Annotated in this window: 21 protein-coding genes; 13 read left to right on the top strand and 8 right to left on the bottom strand. The window is 68.9% G+C overall.

Going from position 1 to position 23,460, the window contains the following annotated elements; genetic code table 11:
• Positions 1-867 precede the first annotated feature (867 nt).
• Together BKD26_RS38230 and BKD26_RS38235 are read left to right on the top strand one after the other, a co-directional pair.
• Positions 868-1,614 carry a ParA family protein gene (locus BKD26_RS38230; RefSeq protein ID WP_084907780.1) on the top strand — a complete coding sequence of 249 codons (747 nt, stop codon included), beginning with the start codon at positions 868-870 and terminating at the stop codon, positions 1,612-1,614.
• Positions 1,611-2,447 (top strand): hypothetical protein, encoded by an 837-nt coding sequence (locus tag BKD26_RS38235; RefSeq protein WP_143662792.1) that lies wholly within the window; start codon positions 1,611-1,613, stop codon positions 2,445-2,447. The genes BKD26_RS38230 and BKD26_RS38235 overlap by 4 nt, the downstream gene beginning before the upstream one ends.
• 451 nt (positions 2,448-2,898) lie before the next feature.
• Here the strand turns inward: BKD26_RS38235 and BKD26_RS38245 are convergent, their stop codons facing one another.
• The 4 genes from BKD26_RS38245 to BKD26_RS38260 all read right to left on the bottom strand — a co-directional run bounded on the left by BKD26_RS38245 (position 2,899) and on the right by BKD26_RS38260 (position 6,635).
• Entirely contained in the window at positions 2,899-3,453 is a 555-nt protein-coding gene (locus BKD26_RS38245; protein WP_084907785.1) for a helix-turn-helix transcriptional regulator, read from the bottom strand.
• Positions 3,454-3,622: 169 nt separating this feature from the next.
• Positions 3,623-5,290: a hypothetical protein gene (locus tag BKD26_RS38250; protein ID WP_084907787.1), complete on the bottom strand. Its 1,668-nt coding sequence runs from the start codon at positions 5,288-5,290 to the stop codon at positions 3,623-3,625.
• 248 nt (positions 5,291-5,538) lie between these two features.
• A complete protein-coding gene (locus BKD26_RS38255; protein ID WP_143662793.1) occupies positions 5,539-5,865 on the bottom strand; it encodes a hypothetical protein in 327 nt (108 codons plus the stop codon).
• 11 nt (positions 5,866-5,876) lie between these two features.
• Positions 5,877-6,635 (bottom strand): GntR family transcriptional regulator, encoded by a 759-nt coding sequence (locus BKD26_RS38260; protein WP_084907790.1) that lies wholly within the window; start codon positions 6,633-6,635, stop codon positions 5,877-5,879.
• Between the two features lie 183 nt (positions 6,636-6,818).
• Here BKD26_RS38260 and BKD26_RS40760 point away from each other — a divergent pair, with 183 nt between their 5' ends.
• From BKD26_RS40760 to BKD26_RS38300, 11 genes are all read left to right on the top strand, one after another.
• Positions 6,819-6,965 carry a hypothetical protein gene (locus BKD26_RS40760; protein WP_179166869.1) on the top strand — a complete coding sequence of 49 codons (147 nt, stop codon included), beginning with the start codon at positions 6,819-6,821 and terminating at the stop codon, positions 6,963-6,965.
• Between the two features lie 167 nt (positions 6,966-7,132).
• Complete coding sequence (locus BKD26_RS40765; RefSeq protein ID WP_179166870.1) at positions 7,133-7,303, top strand: hypothetical protein; 171 nt, start codon at positions 7,133-7,135, stop codon at positions 7,301-7,303.
• Complete coding sequence (locus tag BKD26_RS40770; protein ID WP_179166871.1) at positions 7,303-7,464, top strand: hypothetical protein; 162 nt, start codon at positions 7,303-7,305, stop codon at positions 7,462-7,464. The genes BKD26_RS40765 and BKD26_RS40770 overlap by 1 nt, the downstream gene beginning before the upstream one ends.
• A 483-nt stretch (positions 7,465-7,947) precedes the next feature.
• The gene (locus tag BKD26_RS38265) at positions 7,948-8,703 is read left to right on the top strand and encodes a hypothetical protein (RefSeq protein ID WP_084907792.1); all 756 of its coding nucleotides are present in this window, start codon (positions 7,948-7,950) and stop codon (positions 8,701-8,703) included.
• A gap of 157 nt (positions 8,704-8,860) precedes the next feature.
• The gene (locus tag BKD26_RS38270) at positions 8,861-9,970 is read left to right on the top strand and encodes a hypothetical protein (RefSeq protein ID WP_241519047.1); all 1,110 of its coding nucleotides are present in this window, start codon (positions 8,861-8,863) and stop codon (positions 9,968-9,970) included.
• A 286-nt stretch (positions 9,971-10,256) separates the two neighbouring features.
• The gene (locus tag BKD26_RS38275) at positions 10,257-11,888 is read left to right on the top strand and encodes an FtsK/SpoIIIE domain-containing protein (protein WP_084907796.1); all 1,632 of its coding nucleotides are present in this window, start codon (positions 10,257-10,259) and stop codon (positions 11,886-11,888) included.
• 233 nt (positions 11,889-12,121) lie between these two features.
• Positions 12,122-13,090: a bifunctional lytic transglycosylase/C40 family peptidase gene (locus tag BKD26_RS38280; protein WP_241519045.1), complete on the top strand. Its 969-nt coding sequence runs from the start codon at positions 12,122-12,124 to the stop codon at positions 13,088-13,090.
• Between the two features lie 3 nt (positions 13,091-13,093).
• Positions 13,094-13,384 carry a hypothetical protein gene (locus tag BKD26_RS38285; RefSeq protein ID WP_084907800.1) on the top strand — a complete coding sequence of 97 codons (291 nt, stop codon included), beginning with the start codon at positions 13,094-13,096 and terminating at the stop codon, positions 13,382-13,384.
• 6 nt (positions 13,385-13,390) lie between these two features.
• Complete coding sequence (locus BKD26_RS38290; RefSeq protein ID WP_084907810.1) at positions 13,391-14,698, top strand: hypothetical protein; 1,308 nt, start codon at positions 13,391-13,393, stop codon at positions 14,696-14,698.
• Between the two features lie 92 nt (positions 14,699-14,790).
• On the top strand, positions 14,791-15,891 hold the full coding sequence (locus BKD26_RS38295) for a hypothetical protein (protein ID WP_084907812.1): 1,101 nt from the start codon (positions 14,791-14,793) through the stop codon (positions 15,889-15,891).
• Entirely contained in the window at positions 15,888-18,017 is a 2,130-nt protein-coding gene (locus tag BKD26_RS38300; protein ID WP_084907814.1) for a hypothetical protein, read from the top strand. Before BKD26_RS38295 ends, BKD26_RS38300 begins: the two co-directional genes overlap by 4 nt.
• A gap of 187 nt (positions 18,018-18,204) precedes the next feature.
• Here BKD26_RS38300 and BKD26_RS38305 read toward each other — a convergent pair whose 3' ends face one another.
• The 4 genes from BKD26_RS38305 to BKD26_RS38320 form a co-directional block, all read right to left on the bottom strand.
• The gene (locus BKD26_RS38305; RefSeq protein WP_084907816.1) at positions 18,205-18,474 is read right to left on the bottom strand and encodes a hypothetical protein; all 270 of its coding nucleotides are present in this window, start codon (positions 18,472-18,474) and stop codon (positions 18,205-18,207) included.
• Positions 18,471-18,704 (bottom strand): hypothetical protein, encoded by a 234-nt coding sequence (locus tag BKD26_RS38310; protein ID WP_084907818.1) that lies wholly within the window; start codon positions 18,702-18,704, stop codon positions 18,471-18,473. The genes BKD26_RS38305 and BKD26_RS38310 overlap by 4 nt, the downstream gene beginning before the upstream one ends.
• Before the next feature lie 106 nt (positions 18,705-18,810).
• Positions 18,811-20,037 (bottom strand): helix-turn-helix transcriptional regulator, encoded by a 1,227-nt coding sequence (locus BKD26_RS38315; RefSeq protein ID WP_241519046.1) that lies wholly within the window; start codon positions 20,035-20,037, stop codon positions 18,811-18,813.
• Positions 20,038-20,602: 565 nt separating this feature from the next.
• On the bottom strand, positions 20,603-23,026 hold the full coding sequence (locus BKD26_RS38320; protein WP_084907822.1) for a DEAD/DEAH box helicase: 2,424 nt from the start codon (positions 23,024-23,026) through the stop codon (positions 20,603-20,605).
• Positions 23,027-23,460: the final 434 nt, after the last annotated feature.

Genomic DNA, 23,460 nt, shown 5'->3' on the forward strand with positions numbered 1-23,460 from the left:
CGAAAGGAGCGGGAATTTCCGCTGCGCTCCAATTCCCTACCGCGCTACGCGCGGTGGATGGCTACGGCCGAAGGGGGCAGGTGCATCACTTCGGCCGACTGTGTAGAACTGACGAAACCTCATGCTCCCCTGGTCAGAAGCCTGCCACCCGCCCCCGAGCAGTCAGCAGGGTCAGTGACCCCAGTACCCCACTGACCGGCGACCAGCACCCACAGCATACCCACGGAAAGCCATCCCGCACACCCCCAACAAACGCTCACCTGCGCATTCCTGACGGGTCACCACCCGAACCCATGACCGGATCCCAAAACCATCCACACGACTACCCCAACCCTGCTACCGTCTGAAGACGACCACCCGGCATGCTCCCATGCATCACAACTCGGCACTGTGTAGAGCGACCGGAACAAGAGGACCCCCGGGGCAGGGGGTCGGGAAAGGGGAACCAGGAGCGCACCGCGTGAACTCCGACCGCATCGCACATCAATACCCGAAGCTGTGTAGAGCGACCGGAACAAGCGGCTCCCAAGAATGGGGAAATGGCCCCGCTTTAACCGCCACTTTCGCGGTTGCTTTTCTCGAATGGCGGAGAGAATATAGGTGTAAAAGAGCACTTCGGGCCCGGTCGTGAGCGCGCGACCGGGCCCGCGCGGTATTCCCTCCGGGTCCGCCAGTGACGGCGCGGAGGGGCAGCAGCGCTGCGTCTGTGGCCGCACGGGGGGGTGCTGCCCCCGTGCGGCTCGCGGTGGTGGCTCTCGGCTGTGGCTGCGGGGCGCGGCGTACCCGCCCGCTGCGGGGGTGTGGCTGGGAGACTGTCGCTCAAACCCGAAGTAGCCACCGTGGGGTGGCGAAGCGAACGGAGGAAGCGTGGCCAAGGTCCATGTGGTGCTGAACCGCAAGGGTGGCGTGGGCAAGAGCTTGATCTCGCTCAACATGGGGGCGGTGTGCGCCGATGTGCGGGGCGCCCGGCCGGACGGCAGGCCGTATGTGGCGGTCGCGTCCGCCGACCCTCAGGGAACGTCGTTGTGGCGGGCGGCGCGACTGACGGAGCTGCCGTTCGACGTCCTGGACATCTCCGAGGACGTGGAGAACATCGGGCACCTGAAGTCGCTGCCGTACGCGCACATCTTCGTGGACACGCCGGGTTGGGCGGAGATCAACCCGAAGACTGGGCGTGACCCGCTGGGTGATGACCTGTACGGGAAGATCTTGCGGGCGCTGCTGGAGCAGGCGGACGACGTGATCGTGCCGATGCTGACCGAGCAGGACTGCTACGAGCCGACGTGGCAAACGATCGAATGGGTGGTCAAGCCGCGCGGCATCCCGTTCCAGGTGGTCCTCAACAACTGGCCGCCGGCCGAGGGGCAGGCGTACGTGGACGGCACCCGGGCGTGGTGTGCGGAGCGGGGCTACCCGGTCGCACAGACGGTGATCCGCCGCTACCGCGTCCACACCCACGCGAAGCGGGTGGTCACTCAGTACAACAACAACCGCGTCGAGCTTCAGGCCCGGGAGGACTTCTACCGTTTCGCGCTCGAACACGGTTTGCGCGGCGCGGATGAACGTGTCGTTGAGATCGGTGAGCAGGCCCAGGCTGTGGAGGTTGAGGCGTGATGGCCGGCGGTCGTACGAGCATCGCCGAACAGCTCGCAGCGACGAAGGTCGGCACCGAAGTCGAGCCGCCCAAGCAAACCGTCCAGCCCCGTCCGTCTTCCAGTTCCTCGCCGTCTTCCCAGGTCAACGGTTCTCGTCAGAGTGAAGAAAAGACGGGCCGTCTTCCAAGCCCGTCTCCGGTCGCGGAGGTGACGTTCTTCGTTCCGCCCACTTCCACCGATCCCGCCGAGCGACTGGCGTACTGCCAGGGCGCGATCCTGGACGCCGAGCGGCAGACGGAGCAGGCCACCGAACGGATTGCCCAGCAGTACCTGTTGTGGGTCGGTGAGCCGTACCGGATCGTCCGCGACGAGGATCTGTACCGGCTGGCCGGCTACGCCACGTTCGATGCCTGGGGCAGGGCGCTCTACGGCCGCAGCGGCGACTACATGAACAAGGTGATCCGCGTCGGCCCCGTGGTCCGCGCCCTGGCGCCGATCACACGCCGACAGCTCAAAGAGGACCCGCTCCGGCCTCTGGTGTCGGTGCAACGCCAGTACGGCGACGAAGCCGTACGCGAGTGTTGGAAAGCGGCCGAATCGGCAGGCGACCTGACTAAGCGCGGCCTACTCGCCGCTGCCATAACACTCGGCTACAGGGTCGAGTTGGGGCCCGCGGCCGAGGCCGCCGCGCAACCGCCGCGCCTGGAGCCGGTCAAGCTCAGCGTGAACAGGTTGAAGCGGTTGGGTGCCACCGACCCTGTCCGGGCGCTTGCCCTGTGCCAGCAGATGCGTGAGGAGCTGGCCGCGCTGGAACGTGACCTCACACGGGAGCAGCAGGACCGCACCGAGTAGGACGCACGGGGCCGGACCGACCGCGTACAGAGTCCCGGAGTCTGTGAGTTACAGGCTCCGGGACTCTGCGTGTTGGGCCGCGTTACGTGCCGGGGGCCGAGGGTGTGCCGGGGTCGGCCGGCCCCAGTCCGAGCGGGCGCCGCCGCCCAGGCCCTGGCCGTGCGGGTGGGGGCGGTGGCTCGGGGATCCAGTCGCCATCGGCGGCGCGCTCTGCCACGGTTCGGGCGCGCGGGTCACGCGGGGGTGGCTCGGGGGAGTCGGGGCCAGGTCCCAGCACCCGGCGGTGTGCAGCACTCACCCCCGCAGTCTCCCCCGCCCAACGAGGCGGCGCGGCGCGGGGCGCGGAGCGGCCCGGTGGTACTGCCCCCAGAGCGCATCTGGGCACCGGGCCTGACCCGCACACTCCATACCGGCACGAGCTGCACACGACCCTGCCCGGCGGAACGTCTCCCTACAGGTCGAATTCCACGTAGTCGATATCCGTGAATTCGACTTGCAAGCCCTGTGCGCGTCGGCCGCCGTCTTTGAAATAGATCTCTTGGAGTCCCTCCGCCGCGATATTCCGCAATTGCTGTTCGGTCGCACCGGCTTTCTGGGCGTCAAATAGCCGTCGCGCGAACTCCGGTGGCAAAGCCTGAGTCAACAGGCGCATCCGGGCGTCGTCGGTCGTGCCGGGTGCGGCGGTGTAACCGAACCGGGCGCGGGTTTCGATGATGATGCCGCCGGTGGTGGCAGCCTGGTTCTTCGCTCGCTCGCGTACGCGCGGCTGCCACCGCTGCCGCACAGCGTCGGCCAGGCGCTCGGCGAGCTCCGGGCGCGGCCGGACGATCTGGCCCCGGACGTAGCGCTCCACGGTGCGCTGACTCACGCCGAGGAGCTGGGCGACCGCGCGGGTGCCCTTCTCGTGCCGGACCAGGTAACGCATTTGGGCGGGCGCGGACTTCGGGATGGGGCGGGTAAACGCGCGCTCCACTGCCCGGTTCAGGCTGTCGCCGAGGATGCCCACGAGTCTTCTCCTGTACGTGTGTTGGGCGGGCGGGTGTGGTGGCCTGCTGAACTCGAGCAGACCGGACTGCACCGAACGGCTGTGCGGCGATCTACGGGCCGATCCCGCCCCCGCGCGACGCGGGAGACGCGGGAGCGGCCCGCAGGCGCTCACAGCGGCATCCTGGCCCCTAGAACGGTGCACCTACCTCTGTGGGCTCGGCCGCCTGTGCAGCCTCAACGGCCGCAGCCCGCGCGGCTTCCCACTCCTCGTCAGCAGCGTGCTTGGCCTTCTCGGACTCGAACTTGCAGTGGCGGCACAGACCTGCCGTGACCACCGCCCGCCCGCACGGCTTGCCGTCCCACCCCGGGCAGTCGCCGATATCGGCGCTGGGCGTATCGAGATCGGCGCACGGGATGCACCGCGCCCCGGGGGCCACGACCTTCCGGCCGCAGCCGTCCACGCACAGCGGCTTTACGCCGCCGTTCAGGCACTTGCCGCACAGGTCGGATCCGGAGACGGCGAGCTGATCGCACAGCCCGTCATCTCCCTGACAGGGGCGCAGCTTGCCGTGCCCGGCAACCTCAGCAGCGAGTCGGGCCTGGGTTTCGGCGTACGAGTCCGGCAGCGCCACCGAGGGCGCGTCGTCGGCCGCGTTGTGCTGGGGGCGGCCGGTCTGCGCGGGGATGAGCGGCACGTCTCCGGCCGGCCCGGTGGCCAGCAGGTCCTTGAGCCGCCGCCCGACCACCGCGGCGACCGTGTGGGTCATCGGCTGCGGCAACGGCCGGGAGACCAGCGCGTGACGGATCTCCTGAGGGGTGAACCCGGACTCCAGCATGCCCGTGGCGAACCGGCCCTGATCCCGCAGCGACTCGGCGTGGTTGATGCTCCACTCCGGGAACTCCGCCCCGATCGCCCGCAACACCAGCACCCCCGGAGACGGATCGACGGGCACCGGTCCCGGCCGGGCACCCTCCCCCCCGTTGCTGCCGCTGTTGTCCGGCGCGGCGCCAGCCGCCGCCGGTTCCACCACGGAGCCCGCAGCCGGGGTGACGTCCTGGTCCTGGTGCTCGCCCTCCCCGCCGTCCGTCCGTCCCTCCGTTTCGTGCGCGCACCCTTCATCTACCTGCACGGACGGACGGACGGAAAGGGGGTGCTGCCCTGAGCGGAAAGACTGAGCGGAAAGACTGAGCGGGGGTTCGCGATCTTGCAGGTCAGCCCCCGGATGCGGGTCAGAATTCTGACCCAACGGGTCAGAATTCTGACCCAACGGGTCAGAATTCTGACCCGCTCCCCCCGGGTCAGAATTCTGACCCGCCTTCTCCTGTGACCGCTTTGCCCGCTTCTGGGCTGCCAGTTCCAGCTCTCGCGCTCGCGCCTTGCGGGCCGACTCCGCCGCCGCGTCGCGGATGTCGTCAAGGGCTTCGAACACGTTTCGGGGACCCGTGTAGGGCTTGCGCGGCGTGAGGTTGATGCGGATCCGCAGACCCCTGCCGGCGGCCAGCGCTCGGGATGACGTGGTGAGCGGGAGGCCCTCCGGGGTGGTCACCAGGCCGATCCGGGTCAGCTCTCTCAGGAGGTTGCGAATGCGCGACACGCTGGACGGCTTCCGCGTCTCCCCCGGGCCGGGCATCAGGTGGCACAGTTCCCACAAAGTGAGCTTGCGCACCGGTCCGCGCTTGTCGATCACCAGCGCGCGCAAGATCAGGTAGAGGCGGATCGCCGCATCGCTCAGCTCCGGGGATACGGACACCCAGTCGCGTACTTGGGATGCGTACCACCCGTCATCATCGACAGGCGGGTGCAGCTCAACGGGCTGCTGCTCTTCGAGGGTCGTCGGGTGCTGCTTGCCGGACAATCCGGCCATCCTTTCCGGTCCCCGCGCGATGATCCGCGTGTTGGGTGCACCCGTGGGTACACTCACCGGAGACCTAGCGGTCACCCGCCGTCCCGGGAGGTCAGAGCCCCGGGGATTTACCAACGGCGGGTTTTACGTTTGGTGCAGGTGACCTTACGCCCCGTGAGTGGGGCGGTTGGTCACCCGGGTGGTCTGCGTGCCGCTGACCGTTGCCACCGACCGTGGCGGCGCGGCGACCCGGCCAGGGATCAGCTCGGCTGCTGGGTGGACTTGATGAGGCTGGCTGCTGCGGCACGCGCAGAGACGAAGGGCCCCTGCTCGCGGCCACTCATGGGCACCGCGTACCAGTCATGGAGAACCCCGGGCGAGGTCGTATAGGTCTCCCCAACGATTTCGCCGTTGTGTGCCACCAGATTGGGACCGGTCCGCTCGTCGCCAATGGATGCGTAGTGCAGACCGTCACGCGATCGGAGTTGCGCGGCGACTTCCTGCCGGTGCAGGTCCCTTGTCGCTGCCTCGTACGCGGTTTCTGCTGCGGTCACAGCTTCCTGTGACCCGTCGGTTCGGTCAGCCATGGTCATGCCTCCTAGGCCGGTGGTAGCAGGGGCAGATCGTCGTACGTGAACTTCAGCCGGTCGGCCGGGGCAACGGCGCGCAAGACCTCGACGGGCCGGCCGTTGGCGTCCTTGGTGATGCGTTCGAGCGTGATGACGGAGACGCGTCCCCCGACGCGAAGCTGGGCTGCCTCCTCGGCGGTGGGCATTCGCACGGCCACGGTCTCGCTCGCGGTGGCGCGGCGGTATCCCGCTGCGGCGAGCTGGCGGTAGATACCGCCCTCGATCTTCTCCGCCGTGTCGATGCCAGCAGCCTCAGCAATGTCTCGGGGGTACCAGGCGTGCTGGAGCTGGACGGTGTCGTCAGGGCGGATCATCGCGTGCCGAAGCCGGTAGATCAGGCTGTCTCCAGGTGCGAGTTCGAGCAGCACCGCCAGGTCGTCGGGCGCCTCGACGGGCTCCACGAGGACCAACTGCATGTAGCCGTCCAGACCTGCCTCGGCTGTGGCGGTTTCCCACGGCCCGCGCGTCCCTCCGGGAGCGAGTGCGCGGCGGTAGCGGCTGAGCGGCAGCGTCACGGGCGCCCGGTGTCGTACGCGGGTGCCGCCCTTCTTGGCGGTGAACACCAGGCCCTCGTCGACGAGTTCGCGGATGGCGTTGGTAATGGTCGCCTTTGACACGCCGTGTGTCGCCATCAGCTCGGCGTTGGTCGGGAGCTTGCTGCCTGGGGGCAGCTCTCCGGTGTTGATGCGATGGCGCAGGTCGGCAGCGATGCCTCCGGAGCTGGTCATGGTCCGGCACCTCCTCTCTGTCGTGGCGTGGTACCCCCACGGCGCCACCTTATCGCCTAGTCGTTATTGACACTACGCCGCTGGGCGTGCATTCTCAATAACGCCTAGGCATTAACCGGGCGAGCCGGTTGAGGCAGCGGGCGTTACCCCGACCTGCACAAACGACCTGATGGGAGACGAACCATGGCCAGCAACCCGACCTTCGGTGACCGGATGTTCATGGAGGCCGAAGGGATCTACGCCGCGATCGAGCGAGGCGAGGTCCAGGACGCCACCGCGGCGCTGCTGGACGCGCAGTACCGCGCGTCGTCGGCCGACGACGAGAGCTGATCTGCGGCTGAGCTGTCGCGGTGCTCGGTCCGCCCGCCCCCATTGGAGCTGGGGGCGGGCGGGTCGGGGAGCCGTACAGAGCGGCCCCCGGACGGCTCACGGCGGTGGTGAGAGACCGCTCGTGAGCCCGAGACCAACCCACCTGATCACGACAGGAGGGCGGTCCTGTGAGGGATCGTATCGGCGCGCTGCGGCGCGCGATCACGCAGTACGAGCCGCGCCCGTGCGACGGCTGCGGCGGCCAGCGCGGCCATGTGGAGACGTCGTGGGGCGCGGACGGCACCCGCCACGACACCTGGCGCCCGTGCGGCACCTGCCAGGGGACGGGGGTGCGGTGATGGACGCCGGCCAGAACGCCGCCGCCGAGTTGGAAGCCGCGCGGCAGGCCGCCGCACAGGCCAACCGTGACGCGGCCGAAGCAGCCGCCCGCACCCGCGACGCCCAGGCCGCAGCCGCTGCGAATGCGTCGGCCGCCGCCGCTCACCTCGCCAACCGCTGAACCGCTCCAGGGCGCTGCCGCAGAAGCGCACCCCCGCTCGGGGGCAGGCCACTGCGGCGCCGCCCCGGACCCCAACCCCGCCGGGTCTTCGGACCCGGCTCCCCCACCCGGAACCGCCCCGAGGCGGCGCCGGATGAGGGAGCCGGACACGGCCCCCAGCACCACCTTCGCCCGGACAGCAGCGCATCCACGGATGGCCGCCTGAAAGGCAGCGACAGTCCCTTTCCAACTCCACAGCGAGACGAAGTTCAGGCAACTGCGACAAGCCGTAGGCCCTGCCGCGCGTCCAGCACGCACCTTTTCCCATGCCGCCCTCACGGGCGGACAAGTGATCCATACGCGCAGGTGAGACAAGGGCAAAGATCGCGGGCCCCGTTGGCAGTCGACCGGTTCGAGTCCGGTCCGGGGCGCTGCGGCCCACGTGCCGCTGGGGAATCGGGCATCCCCGCCCGACCCCACAACCACATCTGCGAGGAGATCACCATGCCGCTCGGCGACAGCTTCCAGATCACCGCGACGGAGCTGGAGGACATCTTCTCTCGCCTCCGGCCGTACTTCCCGGAGAACCTCACGAAGATCGAGCCGCGCCCCGGTGGCTACGGACTGCGCTTCACCTTCACCCCGTTCACGGGGCGGGAGGAGGAGCCGCATCAGCCCTTCACCCACAATGACCCGCAACTCGGGTACATCAGTGAGTCGGAGAACGAGGCCGAACACCTGCTGCGGGAGAAGGCCCGTGTGGTCCTGGCGGACCTGTACAGGGCGGCGCGGCAGGAGTGGCAGGAGGCCGCGTACATCGCGGACCTGAAGGCCGTGATCAGGGACGCCCCCGCCCGGTGGAAGACCTACCAGCACGAGCTCAAGGCCCTGGGGTCGGCGTACGACTACCTCCGCACTCCGGAGGCCGCCCGGGAGTGGCCGTCTGCCGTCTCCCGCCTCATCGATGCGCAGGACCGCACCAAGGCCGCCGCGGTCGCGTTCGACCAGCGCGCCCGGGAGATCGCACAGGTCCACGACACGCACATCTACGCCGAATTGGGCCAGGACGCCGCGCTGAAGGCGGCCGGCTACCCGGAGGCCAAGGACTGGCCCATCGCTGATGCCCGCGACTACGACCGGGACCACTTCAACGCGTGGGACAGCGTCCTGCCCCTGGCGGAACAGGCCCGGCGCCTCATCGAGCAGCAGGAAGCGCACGTGGCCAAGGTCGCTCGCCTGTCGGGCACGGCCACCGACTGATCCGGCCCCGCCCCGCTCACACAGAAGGGAATGACCGTGCGTTTCGTCTACCTGCTCGGCATGTTCGGCCCGGCCATCGTCATCATCGCCGTCCTGTTCGCCCGCTGACACCGCCGACCGCTCTACACAAGGAAGGAGAACGAACGTCGTGAGGAAGATGTTCGATGGAGGCCGGTCCCCGCGTGGGACGGTGCTGGCTGTGCTGGGAGTCGTCACGCTGGGCGTGGCGATCCTGTCGGTGGCCGTGAGTTTTCAGATCCTCGAACCGAGGTTCGGGGCGTGGGCGGTGCCGACCGTCGCCGCGCTGGACGCCCTCTGGCTGGTGTTCCAGGCGACGGAGATCCTGGCCGGCAACAACCGCGCCCGCGCCCGGCGCGTGCAGAACGCGGGGCTGGCGCTGACGTTCGTGAACGCGGCGATTCCCACAGCTGACCTGATCCTGACTCGGATCGATGGGTTCGACCTGGCGGTGGTCATCACCCCGATCGCCATCGTCGCGACCAAGGTCGCGTGGTGGATCGCCCTTCCGTCGCTCGGGCGCAAGACGTCGGCCGACACCCGGCGGTCTCTCGACGACGAGCGCCAGGAGGTGGCCGACCAGCTTGAGCGGATGGAGGCCGAGGCCGCGCACCGCATCGAGCTGCTGGCGGTGGCTACCGAGCTTGAGAAGCGGGTGGCCGAGGCGGAGACGGCGTACCGCAAGAGCGTGCTCAAGGTGCAGCAGACCATGACCGAGGAGCTGCACCGGCAGGCCGAGGCCACCGCGAAAACGGTCGCGGACAAGACGCTGCCCGCATCGGTGGCGGCCATCCGCCTGCCGGAGTTGGGGAAGTGGACGCCCACCGCGCCCGCCCTGCCCGGCACGGCGGGCGGCACGGTCGCCATCGGCCGTCACACCACCGGCACGCAGGTCAACGTGCTGCCCGACGCGACCGGCACGCCCGCCGGGACGGAGCCCGGCACACCGGCACACCCGGCGGCACAGGCCGTCACGCTCGCGGACCTGGCGGCCGTGGCCGGGGTGCCCGTCCCGCAGCCGGGCGAGCCTCTGACCGATCAGCAGATGGACGTTGTCCTCCGGCACCTCCGCTACGCCGATGACCCGCCGCTGTCCTACCGCCAGGCCCGCGACGCCTACCGCCGCGCCGGTTTCGTCGGCAGCGAGGAGCGGGTGCGCCACGCGTGGGTGGCGCTGCGGTCGAAGGAGGGCACCGGCGAGACGCCCGAGGAAGAGAACGAGGAGGAGCCCGAGGACGCGGGCGCCTGAGTGGTCCGGCACCACCGATGCAGCCCAGCCGACCTGGCGGTCGTCTGGGCTGCTTCGCGACTGCCGGAATCACCACAGCAGTCGGGGCGGTGCAGACCCGGTGAGTGACCTGGCGAGCGAGCGCGGTTCGCGCACCCGCAGACCCATGGGAGCAGACCCGGTGAGCACGGCCTGAGTACAACAGCGGGTGCCGATTGTCAGAGGCGCTCACTACGGTTAAAAATCCACAACTCGTCAATTGCGCGCGGGATATGCTCGCCTGCTCACATCGAAAGAAGGAGGGGGTGTGGGAAAGCAGAAGAAACGGCGCCAGGAACAGGAACAGGACGCCTGGGCACAGGGCGCAGCCGCTATCGGCGGACTCGTGATCATCACCGGGGCCCTTGCTGCCGTCAAAGAGAAGACGGGCCTGTCCTGGACGGCCACCGTAATGCTCGTCGCCGGAGTGCTGGTCTTGCTCGGCTACCTGGCCTGGAAGATCCGCACGGGCGTCAAGCGCCTCATGGCAGGAGACGTACAGCCCGCAGCGGCCCTGAGGCAGGAAGCCGCCCCGGCCTCACTGGACGCGCCGGAGCCGGACGCAGAAGCCGTTCCCGCGCACCCGGAGCTGACGGCCGCGCTGGTCAAGGCCCGCGCCATCGGCAAGGACGAGACAGTACGGGCCGACGATGTCACGATCACCCCGGTGCAGAACGGGAGGCTGTACGACTTCCTTGTACCGGAGGGCCGCACCTACGCGGACGTCGAGAAGAAGTTGGGGAATGTGGCCGGCACGTTCGGTGTCACCCGGCTGCACACGAAGATCGAACGCAGCCGGGACAATGAACGCCGGGTGAAACTCCTGCTGCTCAACGAGCCGCCGTTCACTCGCCCGTTCCCTCCGCCGACCTGGCAGGAAATCGAGGCGTTCAACGGCGTTCCCCTCGGGCACGACGTCACCGGACAGCTTGTGGGGGTCTCGTTCGAAAGGGCATCGCTGCTCATCGGCGGCATGACCCAGATGGGCAAGACCACTTTGGTCAACGGGCTCATCACGTGCCTTCTGATCGCGTACGGGGAGTTTGACCTGTACTTGCTTGATGGGAAATTCTGCGGACTGACGAAGTTCGAGAAAATCGCCATCCGGTATGAGGCGTCTGACAATCCGGCCGTGCTCGAAAGCATGCTGGATGAGCTGAACGACCGGGCGGACAGCCGGTATGTGGAGTTGCAGGAGGCCGAAAGGAAGCGGCAGCCGCAGCCAACGTTCAGGCCGGTGTTCTTCATCGTCGATGAGGCCGCCGACTTCTACACCCACAACGGCACCAACGAGTCAAAGGAACTGGTGGCGCGAGTAGCGGACAAGTCGCGCGCTCTGGTGTCCAAGTCGCTGGAGTCCGGAATTACAACCGTGATGCTGACGCAGCGTCCGTCTCAGAATGCCATCCCGGTTATGGTCCGGGATCAGTTCCAATACCGGATGTGCCTCTATGTGGCATCGGAAGGAACCGCGAAAGTCGCGCTCGGCGACACCTATTTCGACACGGTGGCCCCGATCAACCCGGCACTTCTCGACCCGAACATCAAGGGTCAGGCCGTGCTGTTCGCGCAAGGCGTCTCCACTCTCATCCGGGGATTCCGCTTCGCTGATTCCTTCATCTGGGACGTAGTCGATAAGGTCTACGACCGCCAGCAGAAGGCAATTGAGCAAGCGCCAGTATCTCCGCTCAAAAAGGCAATCGACTTGATGCGGAGTCAGGGCGTAGAGTTCATGCCCACGTCCGAGCTGGCCCCGGCTGTCGGGATTACCGAAACCAGGCCCGTGCCGCGAGGAAAGGAATTGTCGAAGTTGCTCAGCGTCACCCCGGGCAAGGACGACAAGGGTGTGCGGGGCTACTGGCTGAGCGACCTCATCGCAGCCGCCAAGTCCAGCCCCTGACCGTCCGCACGCGTCCGCCGGACCATCCGCCAGGCATCCGCCAGAGCACCGCCAGGCATCCGCCGTAGCGGCCCGTCCAACCGCCGTCCGCCAGCCGTTACGGCGGATGCCCGGCGGATGCGTGGCGGATCTCTGGCGGATGCGCACGGCGGACCTGACCAGTGCAAACACCTGAAACAGCCAGGAAGGGGGGAGGAAGCCCGTTGCGTGCCTCTACAGTCGCCACGCTCGGCGTGGGAGCCACCGCGGCCGTGGTCGTGGCCGCTCTCGTGCAAGGCGCCGGCAACGACCCGGTGGTGGGGGCGGCGCTCAGCCTGAGCGTGCCCGCCGAATACCGGGCGCTGATCGAAGAGGCGGGAAACACCTGCCCGCAAGTCAGCCCCAATTTGCTCGCCGCGCTCCTCACACAGGAAAGCGGGTTCAACCCGAAAGCGAGATCCCCGGTCGGTGCGCAGGGAATCGCCCAGTTCATGCCGTCCACGTGGGAGAGCCACGGAATCGACGGCAACGGCGACGGCAAGCGCGACGTGTGGGACCCCGAGGACGCCATCCCGTCGTCAGCGAAATACCTGTGCACCATCGCCGATGACGTGAAAGACGTGCCCGGCAACAAACAGAACAACATGCTGGCCGCCTACAACGCGGGCAGTGGCGCTGTCCGCCAATACGGAGGCGTCCCGCCCTACAAGGAAACGCAAAACTACGTTAGGGCAATAAGCGCACTCGCCGACCAGCCGTCTGGGGGCGGGACGACCGCGACCACGACGCAGGCCGCTACCGCAATCAACGCGGCGAAAGCGATGATTGGCAAGCCCTACTCGTGGGGTGGCGGAAACGCCAGCGGCCCCAGCACGGGAATCTGCTGCTCGCCCAACGGGAGTTCCGGGGCGTCAATCGAAGGATTCGACTGCTCCGGCCTCACGCTCTACGCCTACGCGAAAGCCGGTATTTCCCTGCCCCGCACGGCAGAGCAGCAATATGCTGCATCCGAACCGGTCAAGCCCGGACAACAGCGCCCCGGGGATTTGGTGTTCTACGGCACCAGCGCCGAGAGCATTCACCACGTCGGCATCTACGTTGGAAACGGATGGATTCTCGACGCGCCCCGTCCCGGCACTCAGGTCCGTTACTCACCGATGGACACGATGCGCGACCTTTACGGCGTCGCCCGTCCCAAGCCCAGCAACAGCAAGGAGATCTGACCCATGCCCAAGCTCATCAACCTCGCCGCACCGCAGGACCTGTCCACCGGTTTCGCCGACTTCTTCAAAACCATCGGTCTCACCGGTGGCGGACTGGTCACCAAGGGGGTCGCCGCCGTGATCGCCGTGATCGCCGTTCGTATGCTGCTCCAGCTCTCCAGCGACCCGAAAACGGCGCTGCGCAAGGGGTCGATGGCGGTTGGAACGCTTTTCGTCGCGCTGATCCTGGCGCTGTACGGCGACACCCTTTTCGGAACCGTGAATGCGCCGACCCCCGCCGCCCCGAAGGGTTGATGACCCATGCCGGACAAGAAAGAGGACCCGTGTGATCTGCTCGGGGACACCCCCGCGCGGCGCTACTGCGACAGCGACGGAAGCGGCCCGCCCGATGAGGGCGGCCACCCCGCCGATGGCGTAGAGGGCAGCGTCACCGAAGGCGCGGTCACAAGCGTCACGGACCTCGCCAACTACCTGATCAAGAAGATCACCGGGCTCATCGCACCGGAAAAGGGCTGGGCACCGCAAGAAGCGGACAGCGCCCTCTACGCGCCGTTCATGTGGCTCGGGCAGCATTTGGCGGTCGCGATTTTCACGTGCGTGGTCGTCGTGTGCGCCCTGACGGCCTGGCAGGGCGTGCCCCGGCTGCGGCAGTTGGGCGCTTCGACCGGGTGGACGCTCGTGGCGGTGGCCGGTATGGCATCGGTGCCGGGTGCGGTGACGCTGCTGAACAAGGCGGTATCGGCGGCGTTCCGGGCAGCGTTCAGCAGTGACGAGTCGACTCTGTTCACCACCATCAGCGAGGACATGAAGGATGGGGCGGATGCCGGGAATCCGTTGGCCATCCTGATCATCATTGCCGCGCTCGTGGTCGCCCTCGCGTTCGCGGCGTTGGTGTTCATGACCCGCCAGCTCGGCATCGTGGCGTTTGTGTTCCTCGCGCCGCTGGTGCTGGCGTCGCTGGCACGCGGGGGCGACATGACCGCCGTCAAGTTGTGGGCGCAGCGCCTGTTGGGGCTGATGTTCGCCCCGTTCGCGCTGCTGCTGATCTCCCCGCTCGTGAAGGGGTTCGGGGGCTCGCTGGTGATGGACGCGGTGCTGCTGATCGGCGCGGACGTCATCATGCTGCGGATGGTCTTTCACGGGGTCCCGTACTTCGGGCCCAAGGTGGCCGGGGCCGCGCGGACGCTGGTGGAGCGCCGCACGGACAACCGGCTGGCGCATGCGGTCGTGCGTGCTGGTGCGCCGACCGTGTACGAGCGGGAGAACTCCCCGCGCACCCCGCGCACGGTGGACACCCCCGGCCGCGCCGCGCGGCAGGACCGTGGGGTGCTGCTCGCCGCGTACGGCGTCCAGCAGTCGGAGCGGCCGGGACGGCTCACGACCGCGTCCGCCGTCGCGAAGGCGGGGCGGGAGGAGACCGACCGCGCGGACCGGACCGCACAGGTTGCCCAGGCGCGGCGGCAGGCGCGGGCCGCTGCCACGCCCCAGGCACCGAACCCCCGGGCGCAGTCGCCGGCCGCCCCCGCCGCGTCGGCCAACCCGCGTGCCGGGCAGACGTCGAACCCGCCGGGTCCGGCACCCAACCGGTCCGGCACCGGCAACCCGTAACAGGCCGTTCCTGGCCCCGGCGCTCCCCCTCCCCATGGCGGAGGGGAGGCCGGGGCCACGGCTTTCCCGGCCACAGACTTGGAGGCTTCCCCGTGTATTCCCTGACCCCCGGCTACCGCGTCCCCGCGCTTCAGCGCGGACTCAGCCCCGTAGAGACGACGCTCACGAAGATCAACGCCGGTATCGGGGGCGCCATCCTCGCGTCAGCGATGATCACCCCGCCCCCGGTCTGGACGTTCGGCGCGGTCGGCGCGGCTGCGGCGCTGCTCAACGTCGCGCCGGGACACCGCTCCATCGCCCGGTGGGCAGCAGTCGGCTACCGGCGGTTGCGCGAGCGCACCGCGCCCGGCTCCATGGTCGCGCAGCCGGGTACGACGGCCACGTGGCAGCTGTACCCGGACCACGGCACCATGCAGGACCCGCACAGCCGGATGGCGTTTCACGACGCGTTCTCGCGGGCGCTGGCGTTCGCCGGCGGGCAGGCCCGCACCGCCGGTATCCAGGTGCACGTCACCCATCACGCTGCTGTGGAGGAGTTCACCGCCCACACGCAGACGATCTCCGTGCACGTCCCCAAGGGACTGGGGCACGCCGAGCGGATCATCGGCACCCTGGAAGGCGAGTTCGCCCGGCTCGGCGCACTGACGTCCGCAGAGCCCGCGCCGGTGCTCGAGGTGGTCGAGCGCGGCCCGGGATGGGTCGGGCTGGACGACGGCCGGTACGCCGTCACGGCACGGATCACCGGATGGCCCGACGAGACCGACGGCGACCTGATGCGCAAGGTGCTGCTCGGCGACGGGAAAGCCGACCATAAGAACCCGCTGTTCGTCACCGATCGCTCGTTCGCGGTGCTGTACCGGCCGATGCCGCCGGGACAGGCCCGCCGCTCCGCGAAATGGCAGTCGGCCGCCGCTGAGGCGTTCACCACCGACAAGATCAAGCAAGCGGCGAACGAGATCGCCACCGGCGCCACCCACGGAGCCCTGGTGCAGGGCGCGACGCTCGTCGACATCGACGCCTACCTGACCGTGTGGGGCGACAACCCCGAGGCCGTCACGGACGCGCGCTGGCAAGCCTCACTCGTCGCCGACCGGCACCGCATCCGTCTGGACTGGCTCACCGGCCAGCAGCACCGCGCCCACGTCATGACCACCCCGCACGGAGCCTCCACCAGGAAAGGGGCAATCCTGTGATCCGCCTGCCCTCCACCCACGCCGCGATCACGGCGCCGCTCGTCGCCTCCAACGCCGTGTTCCCCGGCATCCCGATCGGGCGCTCCATGCTGGACGGCCGCCCCTTCCACCTCTCCCCCGTCCTCACCTCAGACAAGGTGCTGCCCTCCACCAACAGCCTGGCGCTCGGCGGGCTCGGCAGCGGCAAGAGCACGACGGCCAAGGTGCGCGCTCACCGCGAGATCATCGACAACCAGCACCAGTACGTCGTCATCGACAGCTTCGGCGAGGACAACGCCGGCGAATGGGGGCCGCTCACCCGCGCCCGGGGCGGCCGGGTCATCGAGGCCGGGAGCTTCACGCTGAACCCTTGCAGCGGCCTGTTCCCGTCCGAGGTCCGCGAACAGCTCATCAGGTCGCTGATCCTGGCCGTCGAACCCGCCGCGCTCAACCCCCAGGCCACCCACGCACTTCAGCACGCTCTGAACCACCCCAAGGCGACGTCGTTGAACGGCCTGGTGGACGCGCTCGTACGGCCCGAGGATGGACGGTGGACGGCAGCGAAGCTCACTGACTGGGGCGAGGGTGCCGCCATCGCCCTGTCCCGCTACACCGAAGGCAGCCTCCGCGGGCTGTTCGACGGCCAGGACGCCAGCCTGCCCCCGACCGACCTGCCGATCTTGTCCTTTGACTTCTCCCGACTGGACCGCAACAGCCCCGCGATCCCATCGCTGATGGCTGCGGTGACGTGCTGGGTTGAGCATGTCTGGCTGCGCCAGTCCACCGCCGTCCACCGGCACCTGGTGGTGGAGGAGGCGTGGCAGATCCTGCTGTCCCCCGCCACCGCCGAGCTGATCCAGCGGCTGCTGAAGAACAGCCGCAAGGCCGCCCTTTCCGTGGACGCGGTGATGCACACCCTTTCCGACCTAGGCGACGGTAAAGCCCAGGATTTGGCGAAGCTGTGCGAGATCGCACACGTCGGACGGCTCGGCCCCGAAGAGGCCGCGATCGTCGGCGCGTTGCTGGGGCTGCCTCAGTGGGCCATCGATGCCATCCCCACCCTCAGTCCGGGGCAGGCCGTGTGGAAGGTCGGGCCCGATTACGTGGACCTCGTCGAAACCGTCCTCAGCGAGGAAGAGGCCGCGCTCACGGACACGTCGTCGCGGCGCCGCAAAGCACAGCAGACTCTCACCTTGGAGAAGGAAGCCGAGGCCCCCACGGAGCCTGACGCCGCCGACGATGACGACCAGGACGAGGAACCGCCACCGCCCGAGGACGACAGCGACGAGGGTGAAGTCTGGGACTGGGACATGCCCCCGACCGTTATCGATATCCGCCACCGGGACGTGATCCGGGCCGCGATGGAGGGCCGGTGCAGCGAGGCCGCCCAGCTCGCCGCGATCGGCGAACGGGAGGACATCACCGCCCACGGCATCAACAGCGATGAGGCGGTGTCGTGGCTGTCCACCCGGGCCCGGGTGGCGGAGCTGTGCGGATCCCCTGACGCGGCGGTGCGGCTGCGCGCTACCGTCGCCCGTATGGGCAAGGAAGTGGAGTGGTACGAGAGGACGGACACCGGCGGGGAGCCGGCGTGGCATAGCGTGCCCGAGCCTGAACCGCTCACACCGGACCCCGCCGCGCCCCCGCCCAAGCGCCGCCGCACCTGGCCCTACATCGCCGTGATTGCCGCTCTGGCCATCGGCACCGGGGTCGTCTGGCAGCACTCAGAGGAGGAGCAGCAGCGGCAGGAACGCCAGGAGAAGGCCGCCGCGTACAAAGGCTGGTCGGGTGCGGAAGTAGACATCGACGGGGTCACAGCAGACGTGTTTGCCCGTTGGAGCAAGGACGGCAAGCGCGTCGTGCTGAAGGTGAAGACCCCCGGTCAGTTGAATGCCAAGTATCTTCGTCTCGACGCGGCTGGGGAGAGCGCTGTCAGCGAGAAGGAGGGCGGGCTCTTCCCTCGGTACCCCGAGATTGCGCTGCCGGTCGAGGACTACTTCGCTGACGTGACGGTACGGGTGGCGGTCGGCGGGAACACCTGGAAGGAAGGCTCCCGGGCGGCTTCCCGGACCATCCGTCTCTCCCCGACTGGCAAGGCGTTCGACGCTGAGACTGGCAAGAAGCTCCCATACGACGCTCTGTTCTAGCCGGGTGTTGCACCCGTTCAGACGGCTGCACAGCTCGGCCTTTGGTCGCCCCCGAAAGCACAAAGCGGCTCCCCCACCATGGGGGAGCCGCTTTTTCGTTTGGGGCTGGATCGCCCCAAGGGTGAGCCCCTGCCGGGCCGACTTCCGGCAGGGGCTCGCGCCTCATGACCCGGGGCATGAGGCGGGTCTACTCGGGCCGTTTCGTGGCCCGGAGCTCGGGCAGCGCGTCCGCAGCCGCGTTGAGGACTTCCGCGAGTTTCGTGGCGGTGCCGGCGTTGCAGCCGCCCAGTTCGACGCGCCCGTTGCCGTTGACGGGGAACCCGGCCTGTAGGGATGGGAAGACGACTCCGACCCGGGCGAGGGCTTCCCGCAGGCCCGCCGCGGCGACGTCCCCGGCCCGCAGCGCGTCCGTCTCGCGGGCGTCCCGGTACGCGCGTTCCGCCGCTGTCATGGTCATAGCTCTACCTCCGCCGTCTCGTACAGCTCGTCCACGGAGATTTCCCACTCCGTGCCGCCGCCGGGGTCCGCGCGCCGCAGGAACGCCACCCGCCCGGTTTCCCGCCCCGTATCGCGGTCGCGGTGGATGACCAGCGCGGCCACCCGCCACCGCTGCGCGTTGGGGTCGAGGAAGACCGCGCGTAGATGAGCGGGCAGCTCGTTGGTATCGCGGTACTCCAGCTCTGCCATGGCCCCGACCGTAGGGCGGGCTGAGAAGCAGTCAGGGGACAGCCTGTCCCCCCGTATGGAGGGGGACAGGCTGTCCCTGTAGCCGTCGCTCGCACGGGCGACCCCGTCAGGCTGCGATGCCGATATCGTCGGCGAGCTGGCGGGCGGTGTACGACAGGGCACCGGTCGCGGTGCGCGCCAGGTCGGCCGCGAGCGCCCGCCCGGACGGCACGTACCGCGCCGCCTCCGGGGACGTCTCGTACGCGAGGCGCAGGTACTGGAGTGCGCTGGCCTTCTCCCGGCGGATGTGCTCGGCTTTGGCTGCGTCCAGGAACAGCCGGCTGCGCCGCTCCAGTGAGGGGATCGCGGCCGGGTCGGTGTCCGCGAGCTGCTGCATCGCGATCCCGGGCGTGCGCAGGTCCGCGCCGATGGTCACCGCGTGCACGGTGACGTTGCCGGTGCCGAACATCGTCCACGGGTGCGCGTACGCCGCGCCCAGGTTGGCCGCCGTGCGGTCGGCTTCTCCGTGCCAGCGCCATGCGTCGCCGTCCCGGCCGTCCTGAGCCGCCGTCACCGCCGCGTGCAAGCACAGTGACCCGAACGTGCCGCGCAGCCGGTCGGAGCCGCCTTCGAGCTGGGGGCGCAGGGTGTCGGCCGCGTCCGCGACCATCCGCAGGGCCTCCTCGGTGTGCCCGGCCACCCGCAGCCCGTTGCCCATGATCCAGGCCGCCGACGCGAGCGCAACCGGGTCGTCCGCCTGCTCGGCCGCCATCCGCGCCCGGTCCACGATCACCCAGTACAGCTCGGGCTCCACGATGTGCGCGGCGTACTGCTGCGCGAGCGCGTACGTCTCCGACAAGATCACCGCCGCCCGGCGCTTCTCCGCGCCCTCAGCCGCGCGCACCGTGGCGTGCCCGGCCGCGATCAGACCGGGGAGCACCGTGGCGACCGCCGTTCGCTGGTCGCGGGCGCGATGCCAGACGTCCCATGCCTGCCGCACCCGCCCCGCCAGCTCCCCGACGTCCTCGGGGGTGCCGGCCGCCGCGAACAGCGGCGCGTGCACCGCCGACCGCAGCGCGGCCACGCCGGGGTGGCTGACCCTGCCGCCGTCCACGATCGGCACCGACACCTCCGCGCGGGTCAGCTCGGCCACGTCCCGGCAGCCCAGGACCCGGGCCAGCCGCACGATCATCGCCAGCGACCGAACCGTGCGCTCCCCGCGCTCTACCTTCTTGACCCAGTCTTCACTGCGCGCCACCAGGCCGCCCAGGACCGCACGGGACAGCCCCTCATGCTCACGGCGCGCCCTCAACAGCTCGCCATCAACGGTCATCTGCGTGTTCTCATCAGGCATGTGAGCCCCCTTAAGCAGGGATGTACCCGCCAGCGTAGGGCTCCACCAGGCCCCGCCGCCTCGAAAGCCGGTAGCCTGCTACCAGGCGGAGGGCTGACCAAGTTGGTCCTCACGAACTTGAGAATGATCAAGCTGAGCCGCCCGCATGCCGTCTTCCTGGCAGCCAGTGACCAAGTTGCCGCACGGCAACTCGCCTCGCAGCCGTGGGGGCCGGTAGAGCCCGCGGTGCCATCGCCCTCCCTTTGCCGTGATCTCCCGCCACGACTACACAGCTAGCCGAAGCGATGCATGCGCCGTCGTGGGCTGGGAGGTAACCACGGGGTAGAGAGCTTCGTTGCCCTGGTGTGGAGAGTGAACGCGAACTCGGCTTCGCTGGGCTGGTGGTGACAGGGCATAGCCCAGAAGTCGCATGGCAGACGATCAAGGATCGCGCCTCCCGCAACCCCTCTGTGCGCAAGATGATCGAGTACATGCAGTCCACGGAGGAGGGGCGGAAGGCCCTGGAAATCTCCCGCCAGCAGTGGGCTGACCAGGGCCTTCCGCCTCCATGGGACCCGCCGGCCGTCTAGATCACTCCGAGTTCCGCCAGTACCGCTACGCGATCGGCGGGCAGCCTCGCGCGGCGGCTGCGCTGGTTGGCCAGCCATACGCCCAGCTTCACCTCGTGCTCCTGGTCCTCGTGCACGACCCGTTCGACGTGCGCCCGGGAGACGCCCGTCAGGGTGCCCTCACGGGCAAGGTAGGCGCGGGCCGCCGCTACGCCCCGCTCCCATGCTGCCGCCCGGCCGCTGGCCTTCGGCGCGGCCGTGGGCTCGGGCGCCGTGACCCCGAGCGCGGCCAGCCGCTCACGCTGCTCCTCCGACAGCTCCGCCCACGTCTCGCGCTGCCGTACGAGCCACCGGCCGACGTCCGCGCCGTGCACGGTCACCCCCGGCGTGATCTCATCGACCGCCGCGCCGCCGTCCACCACCAGCGCCCGCACGCCCGCGTAGTGGCGCTGCCAGTCGATCGGCCAGTCCGGGCACCAGTCCGGGTCGATCTCAGCGAGCTGTGCCGCCTTCTCAGGGCTCAGCGCCCCCGGTCGGCGGCAGTTGGACAGCCACTGCCCAATAGGCCGTCCCGTGGCCCCTGACGGCCCCTCCAGCGCCCGCGCAGCCTCCCCGCCCGGCTCGGCCACCACCGCGCCGCGCGGCGCGGCCAGAGTGCCGTAGCGGCCCATGTACAGCCGCGCCGCAGCCAGGTTGTCCTGCCACTCGGCCTCCGCCGGGTCCCACACCATCCCCAGCCGCTCAAGCCGCGCCACGCGCCGCCCATCGAGCTGACCCGACGCGTACGCGGCACGCTGCCGGCGAATCCACCGCCCCAGCGGGTAGCCCTGCCATTCCGCGCCCAGCGGCACCCGCAGGTGCCCCTCGCGAGACGACCACAGCCGCGCCGCCCAGTACCCCCGCGTCCAGTCCTGCCGCTCGGTGTCGATCACCCGCAGCGAGACCAGCTCAGCGACAGCGGCCGGATCACGCGGCGAGGAGAACCGCAACAGCATCCGGGATTCCTCCTCACCCTCCTCGGGCTCCGGACCAATCCACTCACCCTCCTCACGCGGCGAGTTCTCCTGTGGAATAGCGAGCATTTCAACCGCGCGCTCGTCATGCGCCCGCAAACCCTCCAGCACCTTGACCAGCGGCCGGTACGACGCAGAGGTGACCATGTCGGACGGAGTCTCATCCGGCCCCAGGAAAACCGGCACGATCAACGACGCGAGCTTTCCCGCGTTCGGCTTCTGACGCAGCGCCCGCCCGATCGCCTGAACGATATCGACCGACGAACCCTTGGGGTCCAAAAGCGCCACCGCATCGACCGCCGGGCAGTCCACTCCCTCACCCATAACCCGGCAGTTGGAAAGCACCGCACGGTGCGCCGTACCGCCGAATTGGGAAAGCACCGTTGCCCGGTGATCCGATTCGTGCTCGCCACGCAGCCAGCCCGCCCACACCGACTCCGGGTATTTCTCCGGGTCGGACGCGTGCAACTCGGCAGCCTTCTTTTTCAGGCCCTTACAAAAGGCTTCCGCCTCTACCGTGCGGTGGTGGAACGTAATGATTTTCTGCAAGCCGTGCTCGGCAGCCGTCCGCAGCAACGCCGCTTGCAGCGCCCCCAGTCGCAGGCCGCGAACCTCCTCCTCTCGCGCCTCCGGCCCGGACAGCCGCTCAGGCGTCACCACCGGGTCCCGCACCTCGACGACGAGGATCTGATACCGGGCCAGCAACCCCAGGCTGATGGCGTCCGCCAAGCCCAGCTCGTACACGATCGGCCCGAACACCTCCGGGTCATCCATCGAACACGCCAGCTCCGCCGGCAGCGGGTCCCGCGCCCCCTCCCGCACCTCATAGTGAGGCGGACGCTCCCGCCAAATCCGAGGCGTAGCCGTGAAATACAGGCGCCGCGCCGCCGGAATCTCCGACTGACGATGAATCGCCGCCCACGCCTTACCCAGGCTCCCCGACGTCCGGTGCGCCTCATCGACCACCACAAGGTCAAAGGGCTGCATCATTCCGCCGTATTCCTCGCTGAATGCCTTTGTGAGAACCGGCAGTGACGCGTACGTGGCGTACATCGTCACCGGGCCTTTCCCGTACCGCTCGGCGAGCACCACCGGATTTGTGGTTGTCCGCACCCCCGCCGCATACAGCCCGGCGTCATCATCCAGAGAACAAACCGCCAATGACTTACCGTCATGTCCCTCCGCGCGCCATTCCCTTGCCGTCTGCGTCAGAAGGTCGAGAGTCGGCAGCATGACGAGAATCCGGCCGCCCTTTGCGATGCGCAGTGCGGAGTGCGCAGCGATAAGGGTCTTTCCGGTGCCACACGCCGCCACCACAGAGGCGCGCAGACCGTTGGCGGGGATTCCTTTCGGCGGTGTGTCGAGGGCGCTCACGGCCGCCTCTACGGCCTCTACCTGATGCGGTCGGAGTTCACGCGGTGCGCTCATTGGTCCCCATTCCCGACCCCCTGCCGGGGGTCCTCTTGTTCCGGTCGCTCTACACAGTGGCGAGTTGTGATGCACAGGAGCGTGCCGGGTGGTCGTCTCCAGACGGTAGCAGGGTTGCGGCGGTCGTGTGGTGGTTTTGGGATTCGGTCATGGGTTCGGCTGGTGGATCGTCAGAGTCGTGCTGCGGTGCGCCTGTTGGGGGGTGTTCGGGGGCGTCTTTCTGGGGTATTCTGTGGGCGTACTCGGCGGTGCGAGCGTGCTAGCGAGCGTGCTAGCGAGCTAGCACGCTCGCTAGTTGGGTGACTGACTGGACGTCACGTCTACCTGGGGGTTGTGGTGTTCCGTCACTGCTACACAGTCGGCCGAAGTGATGCACCCGCCCCCTTCGGCCGTAGCCAGCCACCGCGCGTAGCGCGGTAGGGAATTGGAGCGCA

Source organism: Streptomyces sp. CB03238, assembly GCF_002099185.1.
In the GTDB taxonomy this organism is placed as follows: Bacteria; Actinomycetota; Actinomycetes; order Streptomycetales; family Streptomycetaceae; genus Streptomyces.

Excerpts from the sequence above, each read along its gene's own strand:
- BKD26_RS38255 (WP_143662793.1), bottom strand. The coding sequence starts at position 5,865 with ATGGCTGACCGAACCGACGGGTCACAGGAAGCTGTGACCGCAGCAGAA.
- BKD26_RS38260 (WP_084907790.1), bottom strand. The coding sequence starts at position 6,635 with ATGACCAGCTCCGGAGGCATCGCTGCCGACCTGCGCCATCGCATCAAC.
- BKD26_RS40760 (WP_179166869.1), top strand. The coding sequence starts at position 6,819 with ATGGCCAGCAACCCGACCTTCGGTGACCGGATGTTCATGGAGGCCGAA.
- BKD26_RS40770 (WP_179166871.1), top strand. The coding sequence starts at position 7,303 with ATGGACGCCGGCCAGAACGCCGCCGCCGAGTTGGAAGCCGCGCGGCAG.
- BKD26_RS38265 (WP_084907792.1), top strand. The coding sequence starts at position 7,948 with ATGCCGCTCGGCGACAGCTTCCAGATCACCGCGACGGAGCTGGAGGAC.
- BKD26_RS38270 (WP_241519047.1), top strand. The coding sequence starts at position 8,861 with ATGTTCGATGGAGGCCGGTCCCCGCGTGGGACGGTGCTGGCTGTGCTG.
- BKD26_RS38285 (WP_084907800.1), top strand. The coding sequence starts at position 13,094 with ATGCCCAAGCTCATCAACCTCGCCGCACCGCAGGACCTGTCCACCGGT.
- BKD26_RS38290 (WP_084907810.1), top strand. The coding sequence starts at position 13,391 with ATGCCGGACAAGAAAGAGGACCCGTGTGATCTGCTCGGGGACACCCCC.
- BKD26_RS38305 (WP_084907816.1), bottom strand. The coding sequence starts at position 18,474 with ATGACCATGACAGCGGCGGAACGCGCGTACCGGGACGCCCGCGAGACG.
- BKD26_RS38310 (WP_084907818.1), bottom strand. The coding sequence starts at position 18,704 with ATGGCAGAGCTGGAGTACCGCGATACCAACGAGCTGCCCGCTCATCTA.
- BKD26_RS38315 (WP_241519046.1), bottom strand. The coding sequence starts at position 20,037 with ATGCCTGATGAGAACACGCAGATGACCGTTGATGGCGAGCTGTTGAGG.
- BKD26_RS38320 (WP_084907822.1), bottom strand. The coding sequence starts at position 23,026 with ATGAGCGCACCGCGTGAACTCCGACCGCATCAGGTAGAGGCCGTAGAG.